This window comes from Brevundimonas sp., assembly GCF_030656255.1.
Classification (GTDB): Bacteria; Pseudomonadota; Alphaproteobacteria; order Caulobacterales; family Caulobacteraceae; genus Brevundimonas.
In genome coordinates this window covers 1-22224 of sequence record NZ_JAUSOE010000011.1, presented here as the reverse complement: position 1 = coordinate 22224, position 22224 = coordinate 1, and the positions used below count along the sequence as shown (strand labels likewise).

General features: G+C 66.8%; 13 protein-coding genes. 7 read left to right on the top strand and 6 right to left on the bottom strand.

Annotated elements, in window-relative coordinates; translation table 11 throughout:
• The coding region (locus tag Q7J26_RS00560) for a glycoside hydrolase family 97 N-terminal domain-containing protein (protein ID WP_304934587.1) at positions 1–1334 on the bottom strand (1334 nt) is incomplete at its 3' end.
• 103 nt (positions 1335–1437) lie between these two features.
• Between Q7J26_RS00560 and Q7J26_RS00555 the strand changes: the two genes are divergently transcribed.
• Positions 1438–2451, top strand: a complete 1014-nt coding sequence (locus Q7J26_RS00555; RefSeq protein WP_287928411.1) for a LacI family DNA-binding transcriptional regulator — start codon at positions 1438–1440, stop codon at positions 2449–2451.
• Between the two features lie 5 nt (positions 2452–2456).
• Here Q7J26_RS00555 and Q7J26_RS00550 read toward each other — a convergent pair whose 3' ends face one another.
• Positions 2457–4097, bottom strand: a complete 1641-nt coding sequence (locus tag Q7J26_RS00550; RefSeq protein WP_304934586.1) for an alpha-amylase family glycosyl hydrolase — start codon at positions 4095–4097, stop codon at positions 2457–2459.
• Positions 4094–5914 (bottom strand): alpha-amylase family glycosyl hydrolase, encoded by a 1821-nt coding sequence (locus Q7J26_RS00545; protein WP_304934585.1) that lies wholly within the window; start codon positions 5912–5914, stop codon positions 4094–4096. Before Q7J26_RS00545 ends, Q7J26_RS00550 begins: the two co-directional genes overlap by 4 nt.
• 285 nt (positions 5915–6199) lie before the next feature.
• Between Q7J26_RS00545 and Q7J26_RS00540 the strand changes: the two genes are divergently transcribed.
• The gene (locus Q7J26_RS00540; RefSeq protein WP_304934584.1) at positions 6200–8989 is read left to right on the top strand and encodes a TonB-dependent receptor; all 2790 of its coding nucleotides are present in this window, start codon (positions 6200–6202) and stop codon (positions 8987–8989) included.
• Between the two features lie 213 nt (positions 8990–9202).
• Complete coding sequence (locus Q7J26_RS00535; RefSeq protein WP_304934583.1) at positions 9203–10477, top strand: sugar MFS transporter; 1275 nt, start codon at positions 9203–9205, stop codon at positions 10475–10477.
• A gap of 69 nt (positions 10478–10546) precedes the next feature.
• Here Q7J26_RS00535 and Q7J26_RS00530 read toward each other — a convergent pair whose 3' ends face one another.
• A complete protein-coding gene (locus tag Q7J26_RS00530; RefSeq protein WP_304934582.1) occupies positions 10547–11155 on the bottom strand; it encodes a TetR/AcrR family transcriptional regulator in 609 nt (202 codons plus the stop codon).
• A 132-nt stretch (positions 11156–11287) separates the two neighbouring features.
• Here Q7J26_RS00530 and Q7J26_RS00525 point away from each other — a divergent pair, with 132 nt between their 5' ends.
• From Q7J26_RS00525 to Q7J26_RS00510, 4 genes are all read left to right on the top strand, one after another.
• Positions 11288–12496, top strand: a complete 1209-nt coding sequence (locus Q7J26_RS00525) for an efflux RND transporter periplasmic adaptor subunit (protein ID WP_304934581.1) — start codon at positions 11288–11290, stop codon at positions 12494–12496.
• A gap of 3 nt (positions 12497–12499) precedes the next feature.
• Complete coding sequence (locus Q7J26_RS00520; protein ID WP_304934580.1) at positions 12500–15766, top strand: efflux RND transporter permease subunit; 3267 nt, start codon at positions 12500–12502, stop codon at positions 15764–15766.
• Entirely contained in the window at positions 15766–17199 is a 1434-nt protein-coding gene (locus tag Q7J26_RS00515) for an efflux transporter outer membrane subunit (protein ID WP_304934579.1), read from the top strand. The genes Q7J26_RS00520 and Q7J26_RS00515 overlap by 1 nt, the downstream gene beginning before the upstream one ends.
• A gap of 393 nt (positions 17200–17592) precedes the next feature.
• On the top strand, positions 17593–18750 hold the full coding sequence (locus Q7J26_RS00510; RefSeq protein ID WP_304934578.1) for a serine hydrolase: 1158 nt from the start codon (positions 17593–17595) through the stop codon (positions 18748–18750).
• Between the two features lie 206 nt (positions 18751–18956).
• On the opposite strand, the gene Q7J26_RS00505 is transcribed toward Q7J26_RS00510, so the two are convergent.
• Positions 18957–19505, bottom strand: a complete 549-nt coding sequence (locus Q7J26_RS00505) for a hypothetical protein (RefSeq protein ID WP_304934577.1) — start codon at positions 19503–19505, stop codon at positions 18957–18959.
• Positions 19506–19692: 187 nt separating this feature from the next.
• Positions 19693–22224: autotransporter outer membrane beta-barrel domain-containing protein (locus Q7J26_RS00500; protein WP_304934576.1), on the bottom strand; the 2532-nt coding region annotated here is incomplete at its 5' end.

The window sequence follows — 22224 nt, the reverse complement described above, 5'->3', positions numbered from 1 at the left end:
ATGGCCTGGCTCTCGTGCCAGGCCATGGCCATCTGGCCGTCCGGCCCGGCGACGCGCGCGCCCTGCGCATCCGCGACATAGCCGGTCTTCACCGAATGGACGCCGAGGCGTTCATACAGTGCCATCGCCGGTTCGAGCTGCTGTTCGTAGTGGAAGGCGTTGCCGCCGGTTTCGTGGTGGCCGATCAGTTGCACACCCTTGGATCGGGCGTGGGCGCAGACCGCCTCGATGTCGAAATCGGGGTAGGCCTCGGTGAAGCTGAAGTCCGAACCATTGGCGAACCACTGGCCGTCCCAGCCCTTGTTCCAGCCCTCGACCAAGACGCCGCCGAAGCCGTGCTGGGCCGCAAAGTCGATGTGCTTGATCGTGTTTTCGGTGGTCGCCCCATGCTTGGGGCCGGCGTTCCAGCTCTTCAGCTCCAGGTGCATTTCCCACCAGACGCCGACGTATTTCATCGGCTTGAACCACGACACGTCGCCCAGTTTGTTGGGCTCGTTCAGGTTCAGGATCAGGCTGGAATCGATCAGACCCGCCGCGCTGTCCGAGATCTGCAGCGTGCGCCACGGGGTGTTGAACGGGGCCTCGCGCACCACGGCGGCGTTGGTCAGGCCGGGCGTCAGTTGGGCGCGGAAGTTCGTGCCCTCGGAGCGGCGCAGGTTCATGCCGGCGTAGTCGATGCAGGCGGCCTCGTGGATCGAGACGTGCAGGCCCGACTGGCCCTTGACCGTCATCGGGGTCTGGGCGCTGCCCACCGCGTCGATCGGCGTGCGGCTGTAGAGGTATTCCTCGCGGTTCCATTCCCAGGCCGGGCACCACAGGGCCTCGCCGTTTTCGGCCAAGTTGAACTCGGTGATTTCCGACCCGATGCGGACGGTTTTCAGCGCGGCCTGGTCCGGGAACTCGTAGCGGAAGCCCAGGCCGTCGTCGTGCAGGCGGAACACCACGTCCACGCGGCGTTGCAGGCCGCCGGTTTCGGTATAGGCGACGCGCCATTCATTGTAGTGGTTGCGGATGAAGCGGCGTTCGCCCCACGGCTGTTCCCAGGTCTCGTCCACCGTCACGGGCTGACCGGCGGTGATCGCCAGGCCGCGCTCCAGCGCCGGGGCGTCGGTCAGCAGGAAACCCAGCTTCGACGGCGCCACGACCATCCGGCCCTGACGCAGGACAGCGTACATCGGCCGGCCGTCGTTGTCGGTGAAGGCCTCGACCGTCAGGACGCCGCCGGGCGAGCTGGCGCGGGCGTGGGTCGGCGTGGTCTGGGCGCGAACGCCCGTCGCGCCAAAGGCCAGGATCGAGGCGCCGCCGAGGGCCAGGAAGGATCTGCGCTGCATCATGTGAACTCCGTTACGCCGCCTCTTGCCAACCGCCGCGAACGGTGGCTGAAATGTTTGCAGAAAAATTTGCAGTCGGACCAGACTGTGCCGGGGACCCGCGACCTTGAGCCGCAAGACCACTCGACTTGAAGACATCGCGCGCCTGGCCGGGGTTTCCGTCGCCACCACCTCGCGCGCCCTGAACGACAGTCCCGCCGTCAACGACCGCACCAAACAACTGATCTGGAAGCTGGCGAAGGAGCACGACTATCCGTTCCGCCGTTACATGCCCGCCGGCCCGATCGGGGCCCAGGGCACCATCGCCCTGGTGACGCCGCGTCCGCAGGGGCGGGAGGGGCGGATTTCCGATCCCTTCTTCCTGGAGCTGCTGGCCGGGGTGGGCGAGGCGGCGCGCGAACGCGGTTGCGACCTGCTGATGAGCCATATCTCGCCGGCCACCTATGACGAGCTGGCGGCGGCGATGAACACCAGTCGCGCCGACGGGGTGATCTTCCTGGGCCAGTCCAGCCTGCACGGCGCCTTCAACCGGCTGGCGGCCGGCGATCATCGGTTCGTGGTCTGGGGCGCCGATCTGCCGGAACAGGACTACTGCTCCATCGGCTCCGACAACTTCTCGGGCGGCCGGCGCGCGACCTCGCATCTGGCGCGGCTGGGGCGCACGCGGATCGTGTTCTTGGGCGATCTGGATCCGCCCGAGGCGATGCAGCGGCACCGGGGCTATCTGGAGGCGCTGGAGGCGGCGGGTCTGTCGGTCGAGGCCGAGCTGATCGTGCCCGCCCATTTCGAGGTCGAGTCCGCCGAGGCGGCCGTCGACGCCCTGGTGCGTCGGGGCGTGAAGTTCGACGGCGTGGTGGCGGCGTCCGACCAGATCGCCCTGGGCGCGGTGCGGGCGCTGGAGCACGCTGGCCTGACCGTGCCCGGCGACGTCTCGGTGATCGGTTTCGACAATGTGCCCTTCAGCCGCTACTCGCGCCCGGCCCTGTCCACCATCGCCCAGGACACGATGAAGGCCGGTCGACTGATGGTTTCCAAACTGCTGGACCACGGGGGCGCGACCGCCGGTCGGTCGGAACGTGTTCCTACCGATCTGATCGTGCGCGAGACCTGTGGCGGCTGATCGGCTCATGCCAGTCTGAAGACCAGTCCGGCGAGCGGGGGCAGGGTGGCGCCGTCGGCCTCGGTCCAGTTGATCGCCTCGATCCGCGTCGCCTCGACGGGCGGACGCCAGTCGACAGGATCGTGGCCCAGGTTGAAGACGCACAGAAGCCGCTCTCCGCTCCCGCCGCGCTCCTGCCGTTCGAACACCAGCAGGTGCGAGGTCTCGATCGGCGCCATGCCGCCATAGCGCAGGGCCGGATGCTGATGACGCAGCCGGATCATCCGGCGCGCGACCTGCAGGGTCGAGGCCGGATCGGCCTCCTGCGCATCCACCGCCAGCGGCAGATGGCGCGCATCGACCGGCAGCCAGGGCTCCACAGTCGAGAAGCCGGCGTTGGCCTGGTCCGCATGCCAGGGCATGGGGGTGCGGGCGCCGTCGCGGCCCAGGGTCTCGGGCCAGTTGGCGATGGCCTCGGGGTCCACCAGCCGTTCGAACGGCACTTCGGCCTGGGGCAGGCCCAATTCCTCGCCCTGGTAGACGAAGACATTGCCGCGCAGGCAGACCAGCAGCATCAGCGCCATCTCGGCGAAGGCCTTGCGATCCCGCCCTTGCGCCCAACGCGACACGGCGCGCGGCGCATCGTGGTTGGAGAAGGTCCAGGACGGCCAGCCTTCGCCCTGCTGATCCGGCCACATGGTCTCGCCCTGGGCGACCAGTTCGCTCTTCAGCGTATCGGCGTACAGATACAGGAAGCCATAGGCCGAGTGCAGGCGGTCGGTCCCGGCGGTGTATTCCTTCATCTCGCGGTCCGCGTGGTCGCCGCCCACTTCGGCGACGGTGAACCGGCCCTCGTAGCTGTCGGTCAGGGCGCGGATCCGGTTCAGGAAGCCGATGATCTCGGGCTGGCTCTGATTGTTGATCTTATCCTGGAAGTCGAACGGGCGGGTGCGCTTCTTGCCGTCGTGGATCGGCGGATTATCGGTCAGCTTCAGATCGTGGATGGAGAAGTTGATGGCGTCCAGCCGGAAGCCGTCCACCCCTCGGTCCAGCCAGAAGCGCGCCGCCGCGATCAGGGCGTCCTGAACCTCGGGGTTCCGCACGTTCAACTGCGGCTGGGAGGCCAGGAAGTTGTGCATATAGTACTGGCCGCGCCGGGCGTTCCAGGTCCAGGCCGGACCGCCGAACACCGACTGCCCGTTCGACGGCGGCGAGCCGTCCGGCTTGGCGTCGGCCCAGACGTACCAGTCGGCGTGCGGCCCGCTGCGCGACGCGCGGCTGTCCAGGAACCAGGGGTGTTCGTCGGAGGTGTGCGAGAAGACCTGATCGATCACCACCTTCAGGCCCAGCGCATGGGCGCGGGCCACCAGGGCGTCGAAGTCGGCCAGGGTTCCGAAGATCGGATCGACGTCGCAATAGTCGGCGACGTCATAGCCGAAGTCCTTCATCGGCGAGGTGAAGAAGGGCGACAGCCAGATCCCGTCCACGCCGAGCGAGGCGACATGGTCCAGATGCTGGGTGATCCCCTTCAGGTCGCCCACCCCGTCGTTGTTCGCATCGGCGAAGCTGCGGGGGTAGATCTGGTACAACACTGCACCCCGCCACCATTCAGTGTGGGCGGTCGCCGGCTGGGCGGCGGTCGCGAGGTCGAGGGTGTGGGCGTTCACTGGGGCGTGCTCTTGCAGATCAGATAGTCGAGAGGGGCGAGGCGGACGGCGTAGCTGGCCGGGGCCGAGGCCTCGGCCGCGCAGTCGCCGCGAACAGCTTGCCACCGCTGGGAGGCGGGCTCCACCTCAACCTGTGCAGTGACGGCGGTGGTCGAGGTGTTGAACAGAACCAGGGTCTCCCCGCCGGCTTCGTCGAGGCGGGACATGGCGAATAGGCCCGGCGTGTCGCCAGCGGCGCGGACGACTTGACGGCCGTGGCGCAGGGCCGGTTCGGCGGCGCGGATCCGGGCCATCTCGGCAATGGCCGTATAGAGGGGCGCTTCGGTCGAATAGGCGCGCTGGCGTCCGCCGATGGGCTGCTCCGCCGCATAGACGGCCGTCTGGCTGGCGAACATGTCCTGTCGCGAGTTCCCATAGCCGCCGGCTCCGGCGAAGCCCTGTTCATCGCCGTAGTACAGGGTCGGCACGCCGCGGCTGAACATCATCAGGGCGTGGGCCAGTTTCACCCGGGCCAGGATCTCGGCCTCGTCGGCCTCGGGCTTGGCCTGATTCACGAAGAAGCCAACCCGGCCCATGTCGTGGTTGCCCAGGAAGGTCGGCAGGATAGCGGCCGTGTCCGCCCCCTTGGCGTAGACGGCGTCGGCGGCGAACAACTTGGCCAGGGCGTCGGTCCCTGTCTTGCCCGAGGCGACGTCCACCGCCGTTTTCTGGAAGGGGAAGTCCAGCACGGCGGGATAGGCGTCCACCCGCGTGAACCGCGCCGTGACCGCCGGGTCATGGTCGTAGACCTCGCCGAAGATGTGGAAGTTCGGGATCCCCTTGGCCCGCGCCCGCTCCAGCATGGCGGGGATGAAGGCCTGCCAGAACTCCGGGTTCACATGGCGGGCGGTGTCGATGCGGTAGCCGTCGATCCCGTACTTGTCGATCCAGCCGCCGAAGATGTCGATCATGCCCTGGATCACGACCGGATCCTCGGTCAGCAGGTCGTCCAGGCCGGCGAAGTCCCCGTCCAGCGAGCTTTCGCCCGCAAAAGTGCTGTCGCCCCGGTTATGATAGTGGATCGGGTCGTTCAGCCAGGCCGGAACCTTGGCGTTTTCCTCACCCGCTGGGACATAGGGCGTATAGGCGTAATCGGGCCGGGTCAGGCGCGAGAAGTCCCTCCCGTCGAAGCCCGCATTGATCGCCGCCCCGTCCACCCCGCCGCGACGGGTGTAGGGATAGTCGGCCCTGCTGCGGTATTCGCATGGCCGGTCGGGACACTCGCGGTAACGGATCACGTCGGCGGTGTGGTTGGCGACGATGTCCAGATAGACCTTCATGCCCCGCGCATGGGCCGCATCGACCAGGGCGCGCATCGCCGCCTCGTCGCCGAAATGCGGATCGACCGCCGTGAAGTCGGTGATCCAATAGCCATGGTGCGCCGCACCCGTGTAGTTGCCGTGCGACTGGACCGGCTTGTTCTTGAAGATGGGCGCAAGCCACACCGCCGTCGCGCCCAGGCCCTGGATATAGTCCAGCCGCTGGGTCACGCCGGCCAGATCGCCGCCGTGATAGAAGTCGGTGTCGGACGGATCGAAGCCGCTCTTCAGCCGCTCGGGCGCATAGCCGCCGTGGTCGTTCGACGGATCGCCGTTGGCGAAACGGTCGGGCAGCAGGAAATAGATCACCTCGTCCTGCGGCGGGCGTTGGCGCAAGGCGGTCAGGACGTCCGGCGCGACTGTCTGGGCCTGGACGGGCAGGGGAGACGTCGAGGCGAACAGCGCCGCCGCCGCGATCATGGCGCGCGCCGGGGTCTTCCAGTGTCGGGCGAGGGTCATCCGGTCGTTCTCCCTGTCCGGAAAGTGCAAAGCCTTCCAGATCGATTTGCAAGATTTTGCAGTCCAGACGTCGCCTGTCAACGCGGATTAGAATGCTGCATTGCAGCAAGTAATCAGCATGACTCTCCTGCCAAGCTAGGGTTTGCGGGCTTTTTGCGGTGGTTCGGGTGGGGCGAAATTGCGCCCTTCGCATTAACTGCTTGCAAGAATGCCGGATGTTTGCATATTTTTGCGTAGGCTCCGGCCGCGACATTCAGAATCGCGGCAGCCTCAGGGAGGATGACAATGTCTCAACGTCTTAATCGGCGCGTGCGCCTGCTGTCGGGCGCCGCATTCGGCGCCGCCGCGCTCATGGCCGTCAGCAGCGCCCAGGCGCAAACCGCCGCAGCGACCCAGGCCGACGAACAGCCTGCAGAGGTCGGCGAAATCGTCGTCACCGGCATTCGCCGCTCGATCGAGGCCTCGATCTCGGCCAAGGCCAACAACACCTCGATCGTCGAAGTCATTTCGGCCGAAGACATCGGTAAGCTGCCGGACGTCTCCATCGCCGAATCCCTGGCCCGCCTGCCGGGCGTGACCTCGCAGCGCCTCGACGGCCGCAGCCAGGCCATCTCGATCCGCGGTCTCGGCCCCGACTTCACCACCGCCCTGCTGAACGGTCGCGAACTGGTTTCGACCGGCGACAACCGCGGCGTCGAGTTCGACCAGTTCCCGTCTGAACTGCTGGGCAGCGTCGTCGTCTACAAGACCCCGGATTCGGCCCTGATCGGCCAGGGCTTGGGCGGCACCGTCGATCTGCGCACTGTTCGTCCTCTGGCCTATGGCCGCCAGGCGATCGCCGTGAACTATCGTCACGAGTGGAACGACATCGGCGCCCTGAACTCGGGCACGACCGACAGCGGCGACCGCTACACCATCTCCTACATCGACCAGTTCATGGACGGCACCCTGGGCGTCGCCCTGGGCTATGCTCACATGAGCTCGCCGTATCAGTCCGAGCGGTTCAACAGCTGGGGCTATCCGACCTATTCCGACGGCAATCTGCTGACCGGCGGCGTCAAACCCTATGTCATGTCGTCCGAGCTTGAGCGCGACGGCTATATGGGCGTGCTGGAATGGCGCCCGAACGATCGCATCCACTCGACGATCGACGCCTTCTATTCCGAGTTCAAGAACACCCAGGTCCTGCGCGGCATCGAGTTCCCGCTGGCCTGGGGCGGTTCGGCCGGGGACTGCACCGTCAACGTGGCCTCGTCGCTCTGCCGCCCGGCCCCCTCACTGCGCTCCGGCTACACCGTCGAGGACGGTCTGATCGTCGCCGGCACCTGGGACAACATCAAGGGCGTCGTCCGCAACGACGTGAACAAGCGCGACAGCAACATCACGGCCCTGGGCTGGAACACCGAGTTCGTCGCCAACGACGACTGGACGCTGGCTCTCGACGTCAACTATTCGAAGGTCGAGCGGAACGACATCATCCTCGAGACCAACGCGGGCACGGGCCGCAACATCAACGGAGCCCTGGACACCCTCGGCTTCGAACTGACTGACGACGGCGTCACCCGTTTCACCAGCCAGCTCGACTACGCCGACCCGACCCTGATCCGCATCACCTCGGCCCAGGGCTGGGGCGGGGACGTCATTCCGGGCGGCCAGGTCGGCTATATGAACACCCCGTCCATCGAGGACGAAATCAAGGCTGTCCGCCTGACCGCGAACCGCCAACTGCACCAGAGCCCGTTCAAGTCGATCGACTTCGGCGTCAACTATTCGGAGCGTAACAAGAGCTTCGTCAACGACCAGTATTACATCGGCGTCCCCGGCGGCGGCGATCTGATCGTGCCAGACGAATATCTGCTGGAGCCGACCGACCTGGGTTATCTCGGCATCTCGGAGGTGCTCAGCTATGACGCCCTGGGCCTGGTCAACAGCGGGCTGCTGGAACTGGTCCGCAACCCCAACGCGGATGTCGCCGCCGGCAACTGGGAAGTGACGGAAAAGGTCTCGACCGCCTATGTCCGCGCCAACATCGATCATGAGCTGTTCGGACGCCCGCTGACCGGCAACGTCGGCATGCAGTTCGTCTACACCGACCAGATGTCCAGCGGCTTCTCGGCCCGTCAGGTCAGCGCCGGCGTGTCGGAAACCGTCGCCGTCAGCGGCGGTGTCGACTATCTGGAAATCCTGCCCAGCTCGAACTTCATCCTGGAAGTCGGCGACGATCTGTTCGCCCGCTTCGCCGTCGCCCGGACCCTGGCCCGCCCGCGGATGGACGACATGCGCGCCTCGCAGAACTATTCGTTCAGCGTGGCCAACAATATCCCCACCGCCCAGCCGGACAACCAGTCCCCCTGGAGCGCCAGCGGCGGCAATCCCGAACTGCGGCCCTACATCGCTGATGTGGCGGACATCTCGCTTGAGAAGTATTTCGCCAACCGCAAGGGCTATGTCTCGGTCGCCGCCTACTACAAACATCTTGAAAGCTATGTTTACACCCGCAACGAGATCGTCGACTTCACCGGCTATCCGACGGGCGGCGTGACGCCGGTGATTAACCAAGGTCTGTCGTCGCGGCCGGACAACGGCGACGGCGGCTGGATCAAGGGCGTGGAGTTCTCGGTGTCGGCGCCGTTCGACATCATCCATCCCGCCCTGGAAGGCTTCGGCGCCCTGTTCAGCGCCTCGGCCACGGACAGCGAGGTCCGGCCGAACCCGAACGAGGCCCCGACCACCATGCCGGGCCTGTCGGAGACCGTCATGAACGGCACGCTCTACTATGAGCGCTACGGCTTCCAGACCCGCGTCTCGGCCCGTTACCGTTCGGACTATCTGGGCGAGGTCGCCGGCTTCGGCAACGGCCGCACCCTGCGTTCGGTCGCCGCCGAAACCGTGGTCGACGCCCAGGTCGGTTACGAGTTCCAGTCGGGCCCGCTGGAAGGCCTGTCGATCCTGGCCCAGGTCAACAACCTGACCGACGAGCCGTTCAAGACCTTCCAGAACGGCGATGAGCGTCAGACCATCGATTATCAGAGCTACGGCCGGACCTTCGCGGTGGGCATGAACTACCGCTTCTGATTTCTCCCCTGAGCAAACTTGGGCCGCCCCGGAAACGAGGCGGCCCTTTCTTTTTGGCCCGGGCGTTCGCACCCGCCCCGGGTCGCTGCCGCCAAAGTTTGGTTACAGCCGGCGTTTTTCCGCTGGACGGCGCGTCCGGGATGCCCGAACCAAGGCGACCAGAACCGCGCGGGCAAAGCGCGGCCGTCCTTAGTTTTTCCGCAGGGGGAATCCATGTCCGCTCCAGAGGCTCCAAAGCGCCAGGGCACAGCCCTCGCCTTCGCCTATGTCACCACGCTCTTCTTCGCCTGGGGCTTCGCCACCTCGCTGATCGATCCGCTGATCGCGGCGGTGAAACGGGTGTTCGACCTGAACAACGCCGAAGCCTTCCTGACGACCTTCGCCTGGTTCATCGCCTATGGGCTGATGTCCCTGCCGGCGGCGGCGGTGCTGGGCCGGCTGGGCTATAGCCGGTCGATCATCGGCGCCCTGGTCGTCATGGTGGCGGGCTGTCTGATCGTGCCGGCCGCCACGGCCGCCGACTGGTATCCGGGCGTGCTGATCGCCCTGTTCGTCATCGCCTCAGGCGTCACCCTGCTTCAGGTCGCCGCCAATCCGCTGGTCGCCGAACTGGGCAGCCGCAAGGGCGCGTCCAGCCGTCTGAACCTGTCCCAGGCCTTCAACTCCCTGGGTACCACTATTGGTCCTTGGCTGGGGTCGCACGTCCTGCTGACGGGGGGCGTCTTCGCCGCGGGCGCCGTGGTCACGGTCGCGACCCGCACCCAGTCGCTGCGCAGCATCGACATGGCCTTCCTCAGCATGGGCGCCTTCTTCGCCGTGGTGGCCTTCTTCATCTTCACCGCGCGTAAGAAGATCAATGCGGCGGCCCCCGCCGCGACCGAGGCGGTCTCGCCGCTGAAGGCCCTGTCCTCGCCCTGGGCGATCTTCGGCGCCCTGGCCATCTTCCTCTATGTCGGTTCGGAAGTGGCCATCGGCGGCATGCTGACCAACTTCCTGGAAAGCCCCGAAATCCTGAACGCCCCGATCGAGACGGCGGGCAAGATGGTCGCCCTGTACTGGGGCGGCGCCATGGTCGGCCGGTTCATCGGCTCGTGGGTTCTGTCGCGGGTCTCGCCCGGCGTGGTCCTGGCCTGCTGCACCGTCGCCGCTGCGGCCCTGTGCCTGCTGGTCAGCCAGATCGGCGGACCGACGGCGGCCTATGCCGTCCTGTCCATCGGCCTGTTCAACTCGATCATGTTCCCGACCATCTTCACCCTGACGCTGGAGCGCTCTACGGCGCCGACTTCGGCGACCTCGGGCCTGCTGGTCTTCGGCATCATCGGCGGCGCCCTGCTGCCGCAGGTGGCGGCGCGTATCGCCGACGCCGCCGGCGCGCTTCAGCCGGCCTTCCTGGTGCCGATGGCGGGCTATGTCGGCCTGACCGTCTTCGCCATCGCCTGCGCCCGCACAAAGGCCAAGGCTGAAGTGACCTCGACCGCGTCGCACTGAGGCCGGTCGTCGGACAAGACAAAGGGCGCGGAGGGAAACCTCCGCGCCCTTTCGCATTTCCGCCCCGTGTCAGCCCTCGATCAGGGACTGAAGAATGGGCGCCAGTCGGTCGCGCATCCGTTCGCATTCTTCGGGTTCGATATTGAAGCTGCCGCCGCCCAGTTCACGGCTGATCGACATGCCCATGATGAAGCCCGCCAGCAGCCGGGCGCGCACGGTGGCGTCGGGGCCGCTGAGCCAGTCCTCAAGAGGGCCGAAGAAGCGCTGGGTGCAGCTGGACTGCACCATTTCCGCCGCCTTGGCCGAGCCGATCGAGCGCAGCATGATCGACATGCCCTTGAGCTTTTCGGCCTTCTTGGGTTCGAACACGATCTCCTGGGCCACGCGCCGGCCGAAATCGGCCTTCTCGCCCTGCATCAGGGCGCTGCCGTCGCCGCAGCTGTCCAGCGCGGCCAGGAACAGATCGTCCTTGGAGCCGAAATACCGGCTGATCAGGGCCGCATCGACGCCGACGTCGCGGGCGATGTCGCTCATGCCCACGTCGTCATAGCTCTCGGCCGCGAATCTTTCGCGTGCTGCGTCGAGAATGGCCGTGCGCGTCGCAGCGGCGTTCCTCGGGCGTGGGCCGGGACATAACAAGGGGATGACACTCCACAGAACAATAACCGTAGACACCATATGGCTTTGTCAACGCGTGTTGACAAGCGTCACGATGCCCACCATTAAGTCACCACGCGTTGACAAAGGCCGACTCCCCATCGGCCACTGTCCGCACGACTGGGATTTACCTCCGACAGGGAGATTGCGCAGATGCGCGGGCTGAAGATTGCGGCCGTGTCCGTCATGGTGACGGGTGCGCTATATGGTTGTTCCCCCAAGGCTGAGGGCCAGGCGCCCGGCGGCGCCCCGCCTGTGACAGTGGCCACGCCGCTGCAGCAGAAGGTGGTGGACTGGGATGAATTCACGGGCCGCTTCGAGGCGGTCGAGAGCGTGGACGTTCGCGCCCGCGTCGGCGGCTATGTCCAGGCCGTCCACTTCCGCGACGGTCAGATGGTCCAGCGCGGCCAGTTGCTGTTCACCCTGGACCCGCGTCCGGCCCAGGCCGCTCTGGCCCAGGCCCAGGCCCAGGTCGCGCAGATGCAGTCGCAGCTGACCCTGGCCCGCGCCAACCTGGCCCGCAGCGAGACCCTGCTGGCCTCGCAGGCGGTGTCCAAGGCCGAATATGATTCCAACAAGGCCGCCGTCGATGCGGCGGTCGCCAATATCGCCGCCGCCAACGCCGCCGTGCGCACGGCGCGGCTGGATCTGGAATATACGCGGGTCACTGCACCGACCTCGGGCCGCGTCTCTGATCGCCGCGTCGATCCGGGCAATCTGGTCGCCGGCGGTTCGTCTGCGGGCGACATCCTGACCACCATCATCTCGGGCGGCCCGATCCACTTCGTCTTCGACGGTTCGGAAGCGGTCCTGCTGAAATATCTGCGCGACGGCGGCGCCGCCAACGGCGCCCCGGTTCGCATCCGTCTGCAGGACGAGAGCGGCTATACCCGCACCGGCCGTCTGGACTTCTCGGACAATGCGCTGGACACGTCGTCGGGCGTCATCCGCATGCGCGCCATCGTGCCGAACGCCGACGGCTTCCTGCGTCCCGGCCTGTTCGGCCGCGCCCAGGTCGCGGGCGCCGGCTCCTATGACGCCCTTCTGGTCCCGGATTCCGCCATCGGCACGGATCAGTCGCGCCGCGTCGTCTCGGTCGTCAACGCCGACGGCTCGGTCACGGCCAAGGCCGTCCAGCTGGGTCCGATCGTCCAGGGTCTGCGCGTGATCAAGTCGGGCCTGGCCCCGAACGACCGCGTGATCATCGCCGGTCTCCAGCGCGCCGCCCAGCCGGGTTCCAAGGTCACGCCCAAGAACGGCCGTATCGCCCCCGTCGCCGAACAGCCGTCGGACGCTCCGGTCACCCAGGCGGCTCCGGCCTCGACCGGTTCGTTCGCCAACAGCCTCTCCACCGGCGACTAAGCCATGAACATATCCCGTTTCTTCATCGACCGGCCGATCTTCGCGGCCGTGATCTCGGTGGTGATCACCATCATCGGCGTCTTCGCCTATCCGTTGCTGCCCCTGTCGCAGTATCCGGAGATCGCACCGCCGACGATCACCATCACCGCCTCCTATCCCGGCGCCTCGGCCGAGACCCTGGCCGAAACCGTCGCCGCCCCCATCGAGCAGGAGGTGAACGGCGTCGAGGACATGCTCTACATCACCTCCTCGTCCACCTCGGACGGCGCGGTGTCGATCACCGTCACCTTCCAGCCCGGCACCGATCTCGACGCTGCCCAGGTGCTGGTCCAGAACCGTGTGTCCCTGGCTGAACCCCGTCTTCCCGACGCGGTCCGCCAGACCGGCGTCGTGGTCAACAAGGCCGAGAGCGGCTTCCTGATGGTGCTGGGCCTGACCTCGCCCGACGGCTCGCTCAGCAACGACTATGTCGGCAACTACGGCAACTCGACGCTGCGGGATCGCCTGCTGCGGCTCGAAGGCGTGGGCGCGGTCCAGGTCTTCGGCGGCGGCAACTATGCGATGCGGATCTGGATCGACCCGGCCAAGGCGGCCGAGCGCGGCCTGACCGGGCCGGACATCGTCGCCGCCCTTCAGGCCCAGAACGTCCAGGCCGCGGCCGGTTCGATCGGCCAGCCGCCGTTCCCGACCAGCGCCTCGGCCTTCCAGCTGCCGATCCAGGTTCAGGGGCGTCTGACCGATCCCGACCAGTTCTCCAACGTCGTCCTGAAGACCGACAACGAAGGTCGCGTCACCTATCTGCGCGACGTGGCGCGGATTGAACTGGGCGCCCAGGATTACGGCATTCGCGGCTTCTTCGACGGCCAGCGCGGCGTCGGTCTGGCCATCGTTCAGCAGCCGGGGGCCAACGCCCTGGGCACCGCCGAACGCGTCCTGGCCGAGGTCGAGGCCGTCAAGGCCGAACTGCCCGCCGGCATGGACCTGTCCGTGCCCTACAATCCGACGGAGTTCGTCGCCGCCTCGGTGGAGTCGGTTCAGCATACCCTGATCGAGGCCGTCATCCTGGTCGTGATCGTGGTCATGATCTTCCTTCAGACCTGGCGCGCGGCGATCATCCCGATCGTGGCCATCCCGGTCGCCCTGGTCGGCACCTTCGCGGTGCAGCTGGCCCTGGGTTATTCGATCAACTCCCTGTCCCTGTTCGCCCTGGTCCTCGCGGTCGGCATCGTCGTCGATGACGCCATCGTCGTGGTCGAGAACGTGGAGCGGGCCATCAGCGAGGGGCTGACGCCCAAGGAGGCCGCCTATCGTTCGATGCAGGAGGTCTCTGGCGCCCTGATCGCCATCGGCCTGGTGCTGGTCTCGGTGTTCGTGCCCACCATGTTCGTTCCGGGCATTCCCGGCATCTTCTACCGCCAGTTCGCGGTCGTGATCGCCTCGGCCTCGGTCATCTCGCTGTTCGTGTCGCTGACCCTGTCGCCGGCCATGGCCGCCTTGCTGCTGAAGCCGCACAAGAAGGACCACGAGAACGCGCGCAAGCCGGGCGTCCTGGGTTCGGTCGTCTATTACGGCGGCTGGGGTGGGCGTAAGTTCAACGAAGGCTTCGACTGGCTGTCGGATCGCTACGGCCGTCTGACCGCGCGACTGGTGCGCACCGTCGGCCTGGTTCTGATCATCTACGCCGGTCTGCTGGGCCTCACCGCCTGGCGTCTGGTGGACACACCCTCGGGCTTCATTCCCGAGCAGGATCAGGGCTTCCTGATCGGCGTCATCCAACTGCCCGCCGGCGCCTCGCTGGATCGCACCGAGGCGATCATGCAGCGCGCCAGCCAGATCATCCGCGACACCAATGGGGTCGACGGCACCGTGGCCTTCGCCGGCCTCGACGGCGCCAGCTTCTCGTTCGGCTCCAACGCCGCCACCATCTTCGTGCGTCTGAGCCCCTTCGAGGACCGGACCAAGGAAGAGGCGGCCGCTGCTCTGGCCGGGGCCATCACCCAGGCCACGGGTCAGATCGAGGACGCGCAGATCTTCGTCATCGCGCCTCCGGCGGTCCAGGGTCTGGGCAACGGCAACGGCTTCAAGATGATGATCCAGGACACCTCGGGCGCCGGTTACCGCGCGCTGGAGGGGGCGACCTTCGCCATGATGGGCGCCGCCGCCCAGGCCCCGGATCAGGTCAGCCAGGTCTTCTCGACCTACAACACCGGCTCGCCCCGCATCTCGGCCGACGTGGATCGTGACAAGGCGTTGATGATGGGCGTCCAGCCCGGCGACGTGTTCAATACGCTGGGGGTCTATCTGGGCTCGTCCTATGTGAACGACTTCAACATGCTGGGCCGCACCTATCGGGTGACGGCGCAGGCGGAGCCCCAGTACCGCGACGACATCGCCGATATCGCCAACCTGAAGACCCGCTCGTCCAGCGGGGCCATGGTGCCGATCGGTTCGGTGGCCAACCTGATCAATGACTCGGGTCCGTCGCGCGTGGTCCGCTACAACCTGTTCCCGGCGTCCGAACTGCAGGGCAATCCCGCGATGGGCGTGTCCTCCGGCCAGGCGCTGGGCATCATGGAGCAGATGGCGACCAGCACCCTGCCGCAAGGCTTCACCTACGAGTGGACCGAGCTGGCCTACCAGCAGAAGGCGGCTGGATCGGGCGCGACCATGATCTTCCTGATGGCCGTGGTCTTCGTGTTCCTGGTGCTGGCGGCTCAGTATGAAGCCTTCACGCTTCCGCTGGCGGTCATCCTGATCGTGCCGATGTGTCTGCTCGCGGCCATCGTCGGCGTGAACCTGCGGGGTCTGGACAACAACATCCTGGTCCAGATCGGCCTGGTCGTTCTGATCGCCCTGGCGGCCAAGAACGCCATCCTGATCGTCGAGTTCGCCAAACAGGCGGAAGAAGACGAGGGCATGAACCGGTTCGACGCCGCCGTGGCTGCGGCCCGGACCCGCCTGCGTCCGATCCTGATGACCTCCTTCGCCTTCATCCTCGGCGTCGTGCCGCTGATGCTGGCGACCGGTCCCGGCGCAGAGATGCGCCAGTCGCTGGGCACGGCGGTCTTCTCCGGCATGCTGGGGGTGACCTTCTTCGGCCTGATCTTCACGCCGGTCTTCTATGTCGTGACCCGTTGGATGTCGTCCAAACTGCCGCAAGGCAAGAAGCCGACGCCGAACAAGACTGAAGCCGTCCGTTACGACCAAACTTCCAGCCTGACCGATCCCGATGCGCCGGCTCCGGCCACCGGGCGGGGAGGGGACATCTGATGACCCGCACCAAGACCCTCAGCTTCCTGACCGCCGCAGCCGCCAGCGCCTTGCTCGCCGCCTGCGCGGTCGGGCCCCAGGCGCCCGCCGCCGACCTGCCTGTGGCGGGGACGGGCGCCTTCATCGGCTCCGCCTCGACCACGGTCTCGACCGCTCAGGCGCGGGACGACTGGTGGCGGCTGTACGACGACCCGACGCTGGACGGCCTGATCCGTCAGGCCTTCGCCGAGAACAACGAGCTGGAGGCGGCCTTCGCCAACCTGCGCGCTGTTCGGGCGTCGCTGTCCGAGGCGCGCGTGGGCCGCTTCCCGACCACGACCACCAGCGCCCAGGCCCAGCGCAGCCGCGCCTCGGCCGCCACGGTCACCGGCCTGCCCGCCGGTCAGGATGCGCCCGAGATCGACACCTATGACGTCGGTCTGTCGGCCAGCTACGAAGTCGATCTGTTCGGCCGGGTGGAATCGACCATCCGCGCCGCCCGCGCCGACGCCCGCGCGGCCGAGGCCGCCCTGGCGACGGTCCAGGTCTCGGTCGCGGCCGAGACGACCCGCGCCTATGCCGACACCTGCTCGGCCAACGCCCAGATCGCGGTGGCCGAACGGACGCTGGAGCTGCAGCGCAACACCTCCAACCTGACCCAGACCCTGCTCGACGGCGGGGCGGGCACCGGCCTGGACGTGGCCAGCGCTCGCGCGGCCCTGGCCCAGACGGCGGCCACCCTGCCGACGCTGCGCGCCTCTCGCAACGAGGCCCTGTTCCGGCTGGCGACCCTGACGGGCGTCACCCCGGCCGAGGCCAGCCAGGCCGCCGCCGCCTGCGTCCGGCCGCCGCAACTCAGCCAGCCGATCCCGGTCGGCGACGGTGCGGCCCTGTTGGCGCGTCGTCCCGACGTGCGCCAGGCCGAGGCGAACCTCGCCGCCGCCGCCGCCCGCGTGAATGTGGCGACCGCCAACCTCTATCCGCAGATCAGCCTGGGCGGCTCCATCGGCTCCACGGCCCTGGACTCCAGCGAGCTGGGCGACGACCAGAATTTCCGCTTCAGCTTCGGTCCGCTGATCAGCTGGTCCTTCCCCAACGTCTTCGCCGCCCGCGCCCAGATCAAGGCCGCCGACGCCCGCTCCGACGCCGCCCTGGCCACCTTCGACCAGACGGTGCTCACGGCCCTGCAAGAGACCGAGACGGCGCTCAGCAACTACGCCAACGAGCTGGACCGCCGCGCCGCCCTGACCGAGGCCCGCGACCAGGCCGCCCGCGCCGCCGACCTGTCGCGTCAGCGTTTCAACGCCGGCGCCGACAGCTTCCTGCTGGTGCTCGACGCCGAACGCACCCAGGCCGCCGCCGACGCCGCCCTGGCCCAGTCGGACGCCCTGGTCACCACCTACCAGATCGCCCTGTTCCGCGCCCTCGCCGGCGGCTGGCAGGCCGACAGCTGATTGAGAGCCCGTCCCTCGCGCAGGCGGGGGGCGGGGCCGCCTACGTCCTCTTTCCTTTCGTCATTCCGGGCGGAGCGCAGCGGAGACCCGGAACCCAGCGGCGCCGAAGGCGAAATGGTTCAGCCGCACGATGCTGGCCCACCGAGTCCGCGACAGTTTCGCGCTCCCGCGCGCCGCTGGGTTCCGGGTCTACGGGCCAAGCGGCCCTTCGCCCGGAATGACGAAAGGAAGCGGACAATCCGAAGGGCTGTTCGACATGGAGAGCAGCCTCTCGCCAACAGGGCGGTTGAGCCCGTAGCGGCCCAAGTTGACATCATACCTGTCGGTCCCGAGGAATAATGTCGCCGCGGGAACTATCTGCGTTCTCGTTTCAGCGCAGCGAGAGGAGAGGCCGTGCTCAAGAAGGTGGTTATGGCATTGGGAACGTGGGCGGGTGCGGCTTCGCTTGCGCTGCTCGCTAGTTCAACCATGGCTCAGACACTGAGCCCGGCGACAGAAGAAGCCATCGACCTCGCCATGCGGGCTTCTGTCGATAGTGGATGGACGGCCGGCGGGGCCGTCGCTGTGATGCGGAACGGTGTGGTGGTGTTCGCTCGTGGGTATGGCATGTCGAACCTGGAGACCGGCACACGCGCGACACCTGACAGCGTCTTCCGCGTCGGCTCACTGACAAAACAGTTTACGGCCGTCTCGCTGTTGCTTTTGGCACAGGACGGTAAGCTCTCGCTGGACGATCGAGCGGGTCTTTATCTGCCGCAGATTTCAGGCGACGACCCGACCACGATCCGTCAACTTTTGAACCACACTGCAGGCTTCCGCGACTATGTGGGCGGGCAAGACTTTGACCGCATTAAATGGTTGCCCCTGACGTCGGAAGAGTTGGTCTCCCATGTCTTGGCATTGAACTCCGCCCGGCAGTTCACTCCCGGAACTGGTTGGGCCTATTCCAGCTCCAATTATGCTTTGGCGGGAGCCATCGTAGAGAAAGTGTCGGGCAAACCGCTCCGTGAGTTCATGGCAGAACGGCTTTTCGGTCCGTTGGGCATGACCCACACAGCGCTGGACGACGACGGCGCTGTCGCGCCCGGCCGCGCCTCGGGTTACGATCGGTTGGTCGTAGAGCAACCTGGCTATCGGAACGCCCTCACGGTGAGTCTGAACACTCCCTTCGCGGCTGGTGCATTACGCTCGACGGTCAAAGACTTGCTCATATGGAGCAATGCACTCACCCACGACGGCGTCCTGGACCCCGAAAGCTATCGAGAAATGCTGACAACGGCCCGGTTAAACGACGGGTCGCAGGCAACTTACGAAGATGAAAAGGGTGAATCTCATCCGATACAGTATGCCTTGGGCATTGGCGTAACGGGCGATCCGGCGGAGCCCGAACTGAGTCACGATGGAGCGATCGACGGGTTCACCAGCACGCTGACGGTCTTTACCGGTCCGAATCTGGCGGTAGCGATCCTTGTCAATACATCGCCCAGTCAGCACCTGCCGTTCGAAGGCGTGATGACCGCGATCCGCGCGGATCCCGCAATCGAGAACTGAGGCGGGCACTCGACCTGCCGCTGAACAGACCGGATCAAGGTCCGCAACGGGTCGATTTGCGAAATGGACGTCAGGCCCGGGAGCCGAAATTCGCGCCAAGAGCGGAATGTCGTCTTTTAGGTCAATCGGAATGACGGGATTCTGGTCCCAGCGCTTGCCGGACCCTTGTCGGCCGGACGCCGATCCACTTCCCCTCCGACCAACGACTATCCCGCCGTCCGGGCGCAACGACGCTGGTGCGCGATGCCCTTGAGAAAGCCCCGGCGCACCAAGCCTGCGCGGATCGCCGCCTGAACCTCCCGATCATGGGCCGCGGCGCCCGACAGACGCCGCACCCAGCTCCTGAGCGGGATGAAATCCGTGGCGGTGTCGCGAACCATGTCGAGCGCGGCGTTGGCGGCCTGGTCGCCGGTGCCGGTCGCCGGCGACGGCTGATCGACATCGGGGCCGAGGGCCTCGTCCAAGGCGTCGATCTGGGCGATGACGGCCGAGCAGCGCTGCAGACCCGCCGTCGCATAGGGGGCGCGACGCGCCGTGATCAGAATCTCGGGCACCTCCTGTCGCCGCAGGTTGAGATCGTCCAGTGGAGCCGTCGCCGCCTGGCCCACGCCATCGCCGAAAGTCTTTCCGCCCTGGGACGCTTGATCCCGGTTCAGCTGTACGCCCGATAGGCCAGGCATGGAGGCGCAGGCCCCGAGGCCGGACAGACCCAAGGCCAGGATTGGCAGGACGACGAGGCGACGGGCGAATTTCAAAGGGCTATTCCAGGCGTGACGATAGCTGGAACAGCGTTCGGATCGCCGGACAGTTCCGGCGCCGCCCTGATCGACGCGAACTAGGCCCGCATCCGATCCTCGGGTCAAGCCCGAGGATGACGGGTGAATCTAGCTCACCCCGTCGCCGTCGATCACACGCTCGCGCCCAATCTCACCCCACCGCCCCCTAGAACAGGAAGGTCGCGCGCAGCAGGAAGCTGTAGCGGACATAGTCCTCCAGCAACTGGGCGTCGCCGGAGAGGGTCAGGGAGCTCAGGCCGTTGGCCATGGTCATGCCCAGGCCCAGCACCGGACCGCCGCCGCTGATCGGTTCGCCGGTCAGGCTGAAGCTGTCGCCGCCGCTGATGTAGCGGGCGGTGGTCTCGTCATAGTCGGCGGACAGGATTTCCTTCCAGCCCAGTTTCAGCTCCGGCCTGAACATCTGGTCCCGGCCCAGGCCGTAACCGATCTTCAGCGCGGCGGTGGCGCTGGCGATATGGCCGGTGCGGCCGTCGATCTCCAGGTCGAAGGCGTCTCCGCCGCCCGACTCGCGGCGCGATCCTTCCGTCAGACTGAAGTACTCGGCATAGACTTCCGGCCGCAACGACAGCCGTCCGAACCGGTGCTCGTAAGAGACGCCGCCCGCCGCCGACAGCGTGTAGCCGTCCCAGTCGGCGTCGGTGCTCAGATAGACGTCGTCGCCGACCAGGGTGCGGGTGCTGTTGAACGACGCATAGCCGACCGCCCCCCGCGCCCAGCCGTTCCAGCCATGCCCCTGGGCGCGCCAGTACAGGCCCAGCTCCAGCAGGTTGGACGACAGCTCCTCCTCGGCCTCCGACTCCGGGTCCTGGATGTCCGAAGAGGCAAGGGCCACCGAGACGCCGACGGCGCCGGCGCCGGTCATCTTCTCCACCCCGCCGGCGACGCCGAAGCCCTCCGAGCGGTAGCCGTAGGTGTCGGTCTTGTCCTTGTCCTCGTAGAAGTTGATCTCCTGGACCCAGCCGCTGACCTCGCCGACGGCGGCGGTGTTGTTGCGGTTCGCCAGGGCCTGGGTCACGGCTTCTACACCGCTGGACAACGACATCAGCGTGCCGCCCGAATGGTCCGGCAGGGTCTGCTCGTACAGGTTCATGAAGTCGTCGCGCGTGGACTGCTCCAGGAAGGCGTCCATCACGTCTTCGTCGCGGCTCAAGGCGCTGTAGAAGGCCTCGTAGGCCGCCGTTTCGACGCCGGACAGCGACATTTCCGTGGTGGTGCGCTTGCGCAGGTTCACGTCGATCGTCCCCGCCGCTTCGTCGGCGGAAAGGCTGGACACGATCATATAGGGCGAGCTGCCGGTCAGGTCGGTTCCCAGGACGTCCCCGTAGGACAGCGACCCGGCCGTCAGCAGCCGATAGGTCTCGCCGTCGGTATCGACCAGCGAATCGAGGTGAACGCTGATCGTCGCCCCGTCCTCGAACACGGCCGCGCCGGACACGACATAGTCGCCTGCCGTGTTGGCGTCAGGGTCAACCGTGAAGTACAGTTCGCCGCTTTCGCCGACCGTCAGGCTGCTCAGGTTCAGGGTTTCGCCCTGAAGCCCCTGCAGAACCCCGTCGATGATGTGGATGTCCAGCAGGCCGTCTGAGTCCGACAGGGCGCCCTGGTAGGTTGCGCCGCCGTCGATCGACAGGCTGTCCGAACCCGACCCGAAGGCGATGTCGCCGACGACATAGCCGTTCTGGATATCGACGACGTCATTGCCCGAGCCCAGCAGGATGTCGCCGACGATATAGGGTTCAGCCGTGTCGGCGACGCCGTCGTTGTCGTCGTCGTTGTCGTCGTCGTCCTCTGCGTCCAGGATCCCGTCGTCGTCGTCATCGGTATCCTCGTCGTCGTACAGGCCGTCGCCGTCATAGTCGGACAGGGGATCGTTCGCCGCCGCCGATTGGGTGATGGTTACGCCGGTGGTGTTGGCCAAGAAGTCGATGGCGATGGTCGCCCCCGTGATCTCCTCGTCGTCCGTCTCGTCGTCATCGTCATTGTCGGTGGCGACGATGTAGCCGTAAATGCCGCCGGTGTTGGTCAGGCTGGTCACCGAACCGCTGGCGTCGCGAATGGCGACGGCGTCGCCCGCCTCGCCGTAGATGTAGGACGAGATGGTCCCGCTGTTGACGATGCTGGTCAGCGAGGCGTCAGCGTCGATCTGCAGGGCGGTGGAGGTGTCCGCAGCTTCGGTGGTCGCGCTTGCGGTGATCGATCCGCTGTTGACCAGGGTCGGCGTGACGGCGCCGGACGCGAGACGCAGGGCGACGACGTCGGCCTCGCTGGAGCTGCCGCTGATCGAACCGTCGTTTCGGATGCCGCCCTCGATCAGGGTCGAGCCGGTTCCCCCGCCGATAAGGACGGCGGTCGTGGCGATGTCGTCAAAGATGCCGGAGGCCGAAATCGACCCCTCATTGATCAGGCCGTAGGCGTCATCGCCCTCGCCATAGACGCCGAGCACGATGTCGCCGGTCGTCGCGCCGATGGCCAGGGCCGGGGCGGCGCCATAGGTGGTGATGGACGACGTGCCCTCGTTGTCGTCCAGGATGCCGTCGCCGTCGCGGTCGTCGTCATCGGTGTTGATGGTTCCGTCGCCGTCGTCGTCCTCGTCGCCGTTATCGACCCCGTCGCGATCATCGTCGCCGTCCTCGCCGTCGGAATCCTCATAGGACGGCGCGGCGCCCAGCAGCACGCC

Bases quoted from the DNA above. Each gene is read 5' to 3' on its own strand.
- Q7J26_RS00530 (WP_304934582.1), bottom strand. From the start codon at position 11,155: ATGGTGTCTACGGTTATTGTTCTGTGGAGTGTCATCCCCTTGTTATGT.
- Q7J26_RS00525 (WP_304934581.1), top strand. From the start codon at position 11,288: ATGCGCGGGCTGAAGATTGCGGCCGTGTCCGTCATGGTGACGGGTGCG.
- Q7J26_RS00545 (WP_304934585.1), bottom strand. From the start codon at position 5,914: ATGACCCTCGCCCGACACTGGAAGACCCCGGCGCGCGCCATGATCGCG.
- Q7J26_RS00535 (WP_304934583.1), top strand. From the start codon at position 9,203: ATGTCCGCTCCAGAGGCTCCAAAGCGCCAGGGCACAGCCCTCGCCTTC.
- Q7J26_RS00540 (WP_304934584.1), top strand. From the start codon at position 6,200: ATGTCTCAACGTCTTAATCGGCGCGTGCGCCTGCTGTCGGGCGCCGCA.
- Q7J26_RS00515 (WP_304934579.1), top strand. From the start codon at position 15,766: ATGACCCGCACCAAGACCCTCAGCTTCCTGACCGCCGCAGCCGCCAGC.
- Q7J26_RS00520 (WP_304934580.1), top strand. From the start codon at position 12,500: ATGAACATATCCCGTTTCTTCATCGACCGGCCGATCTTCGCGGCCGTG.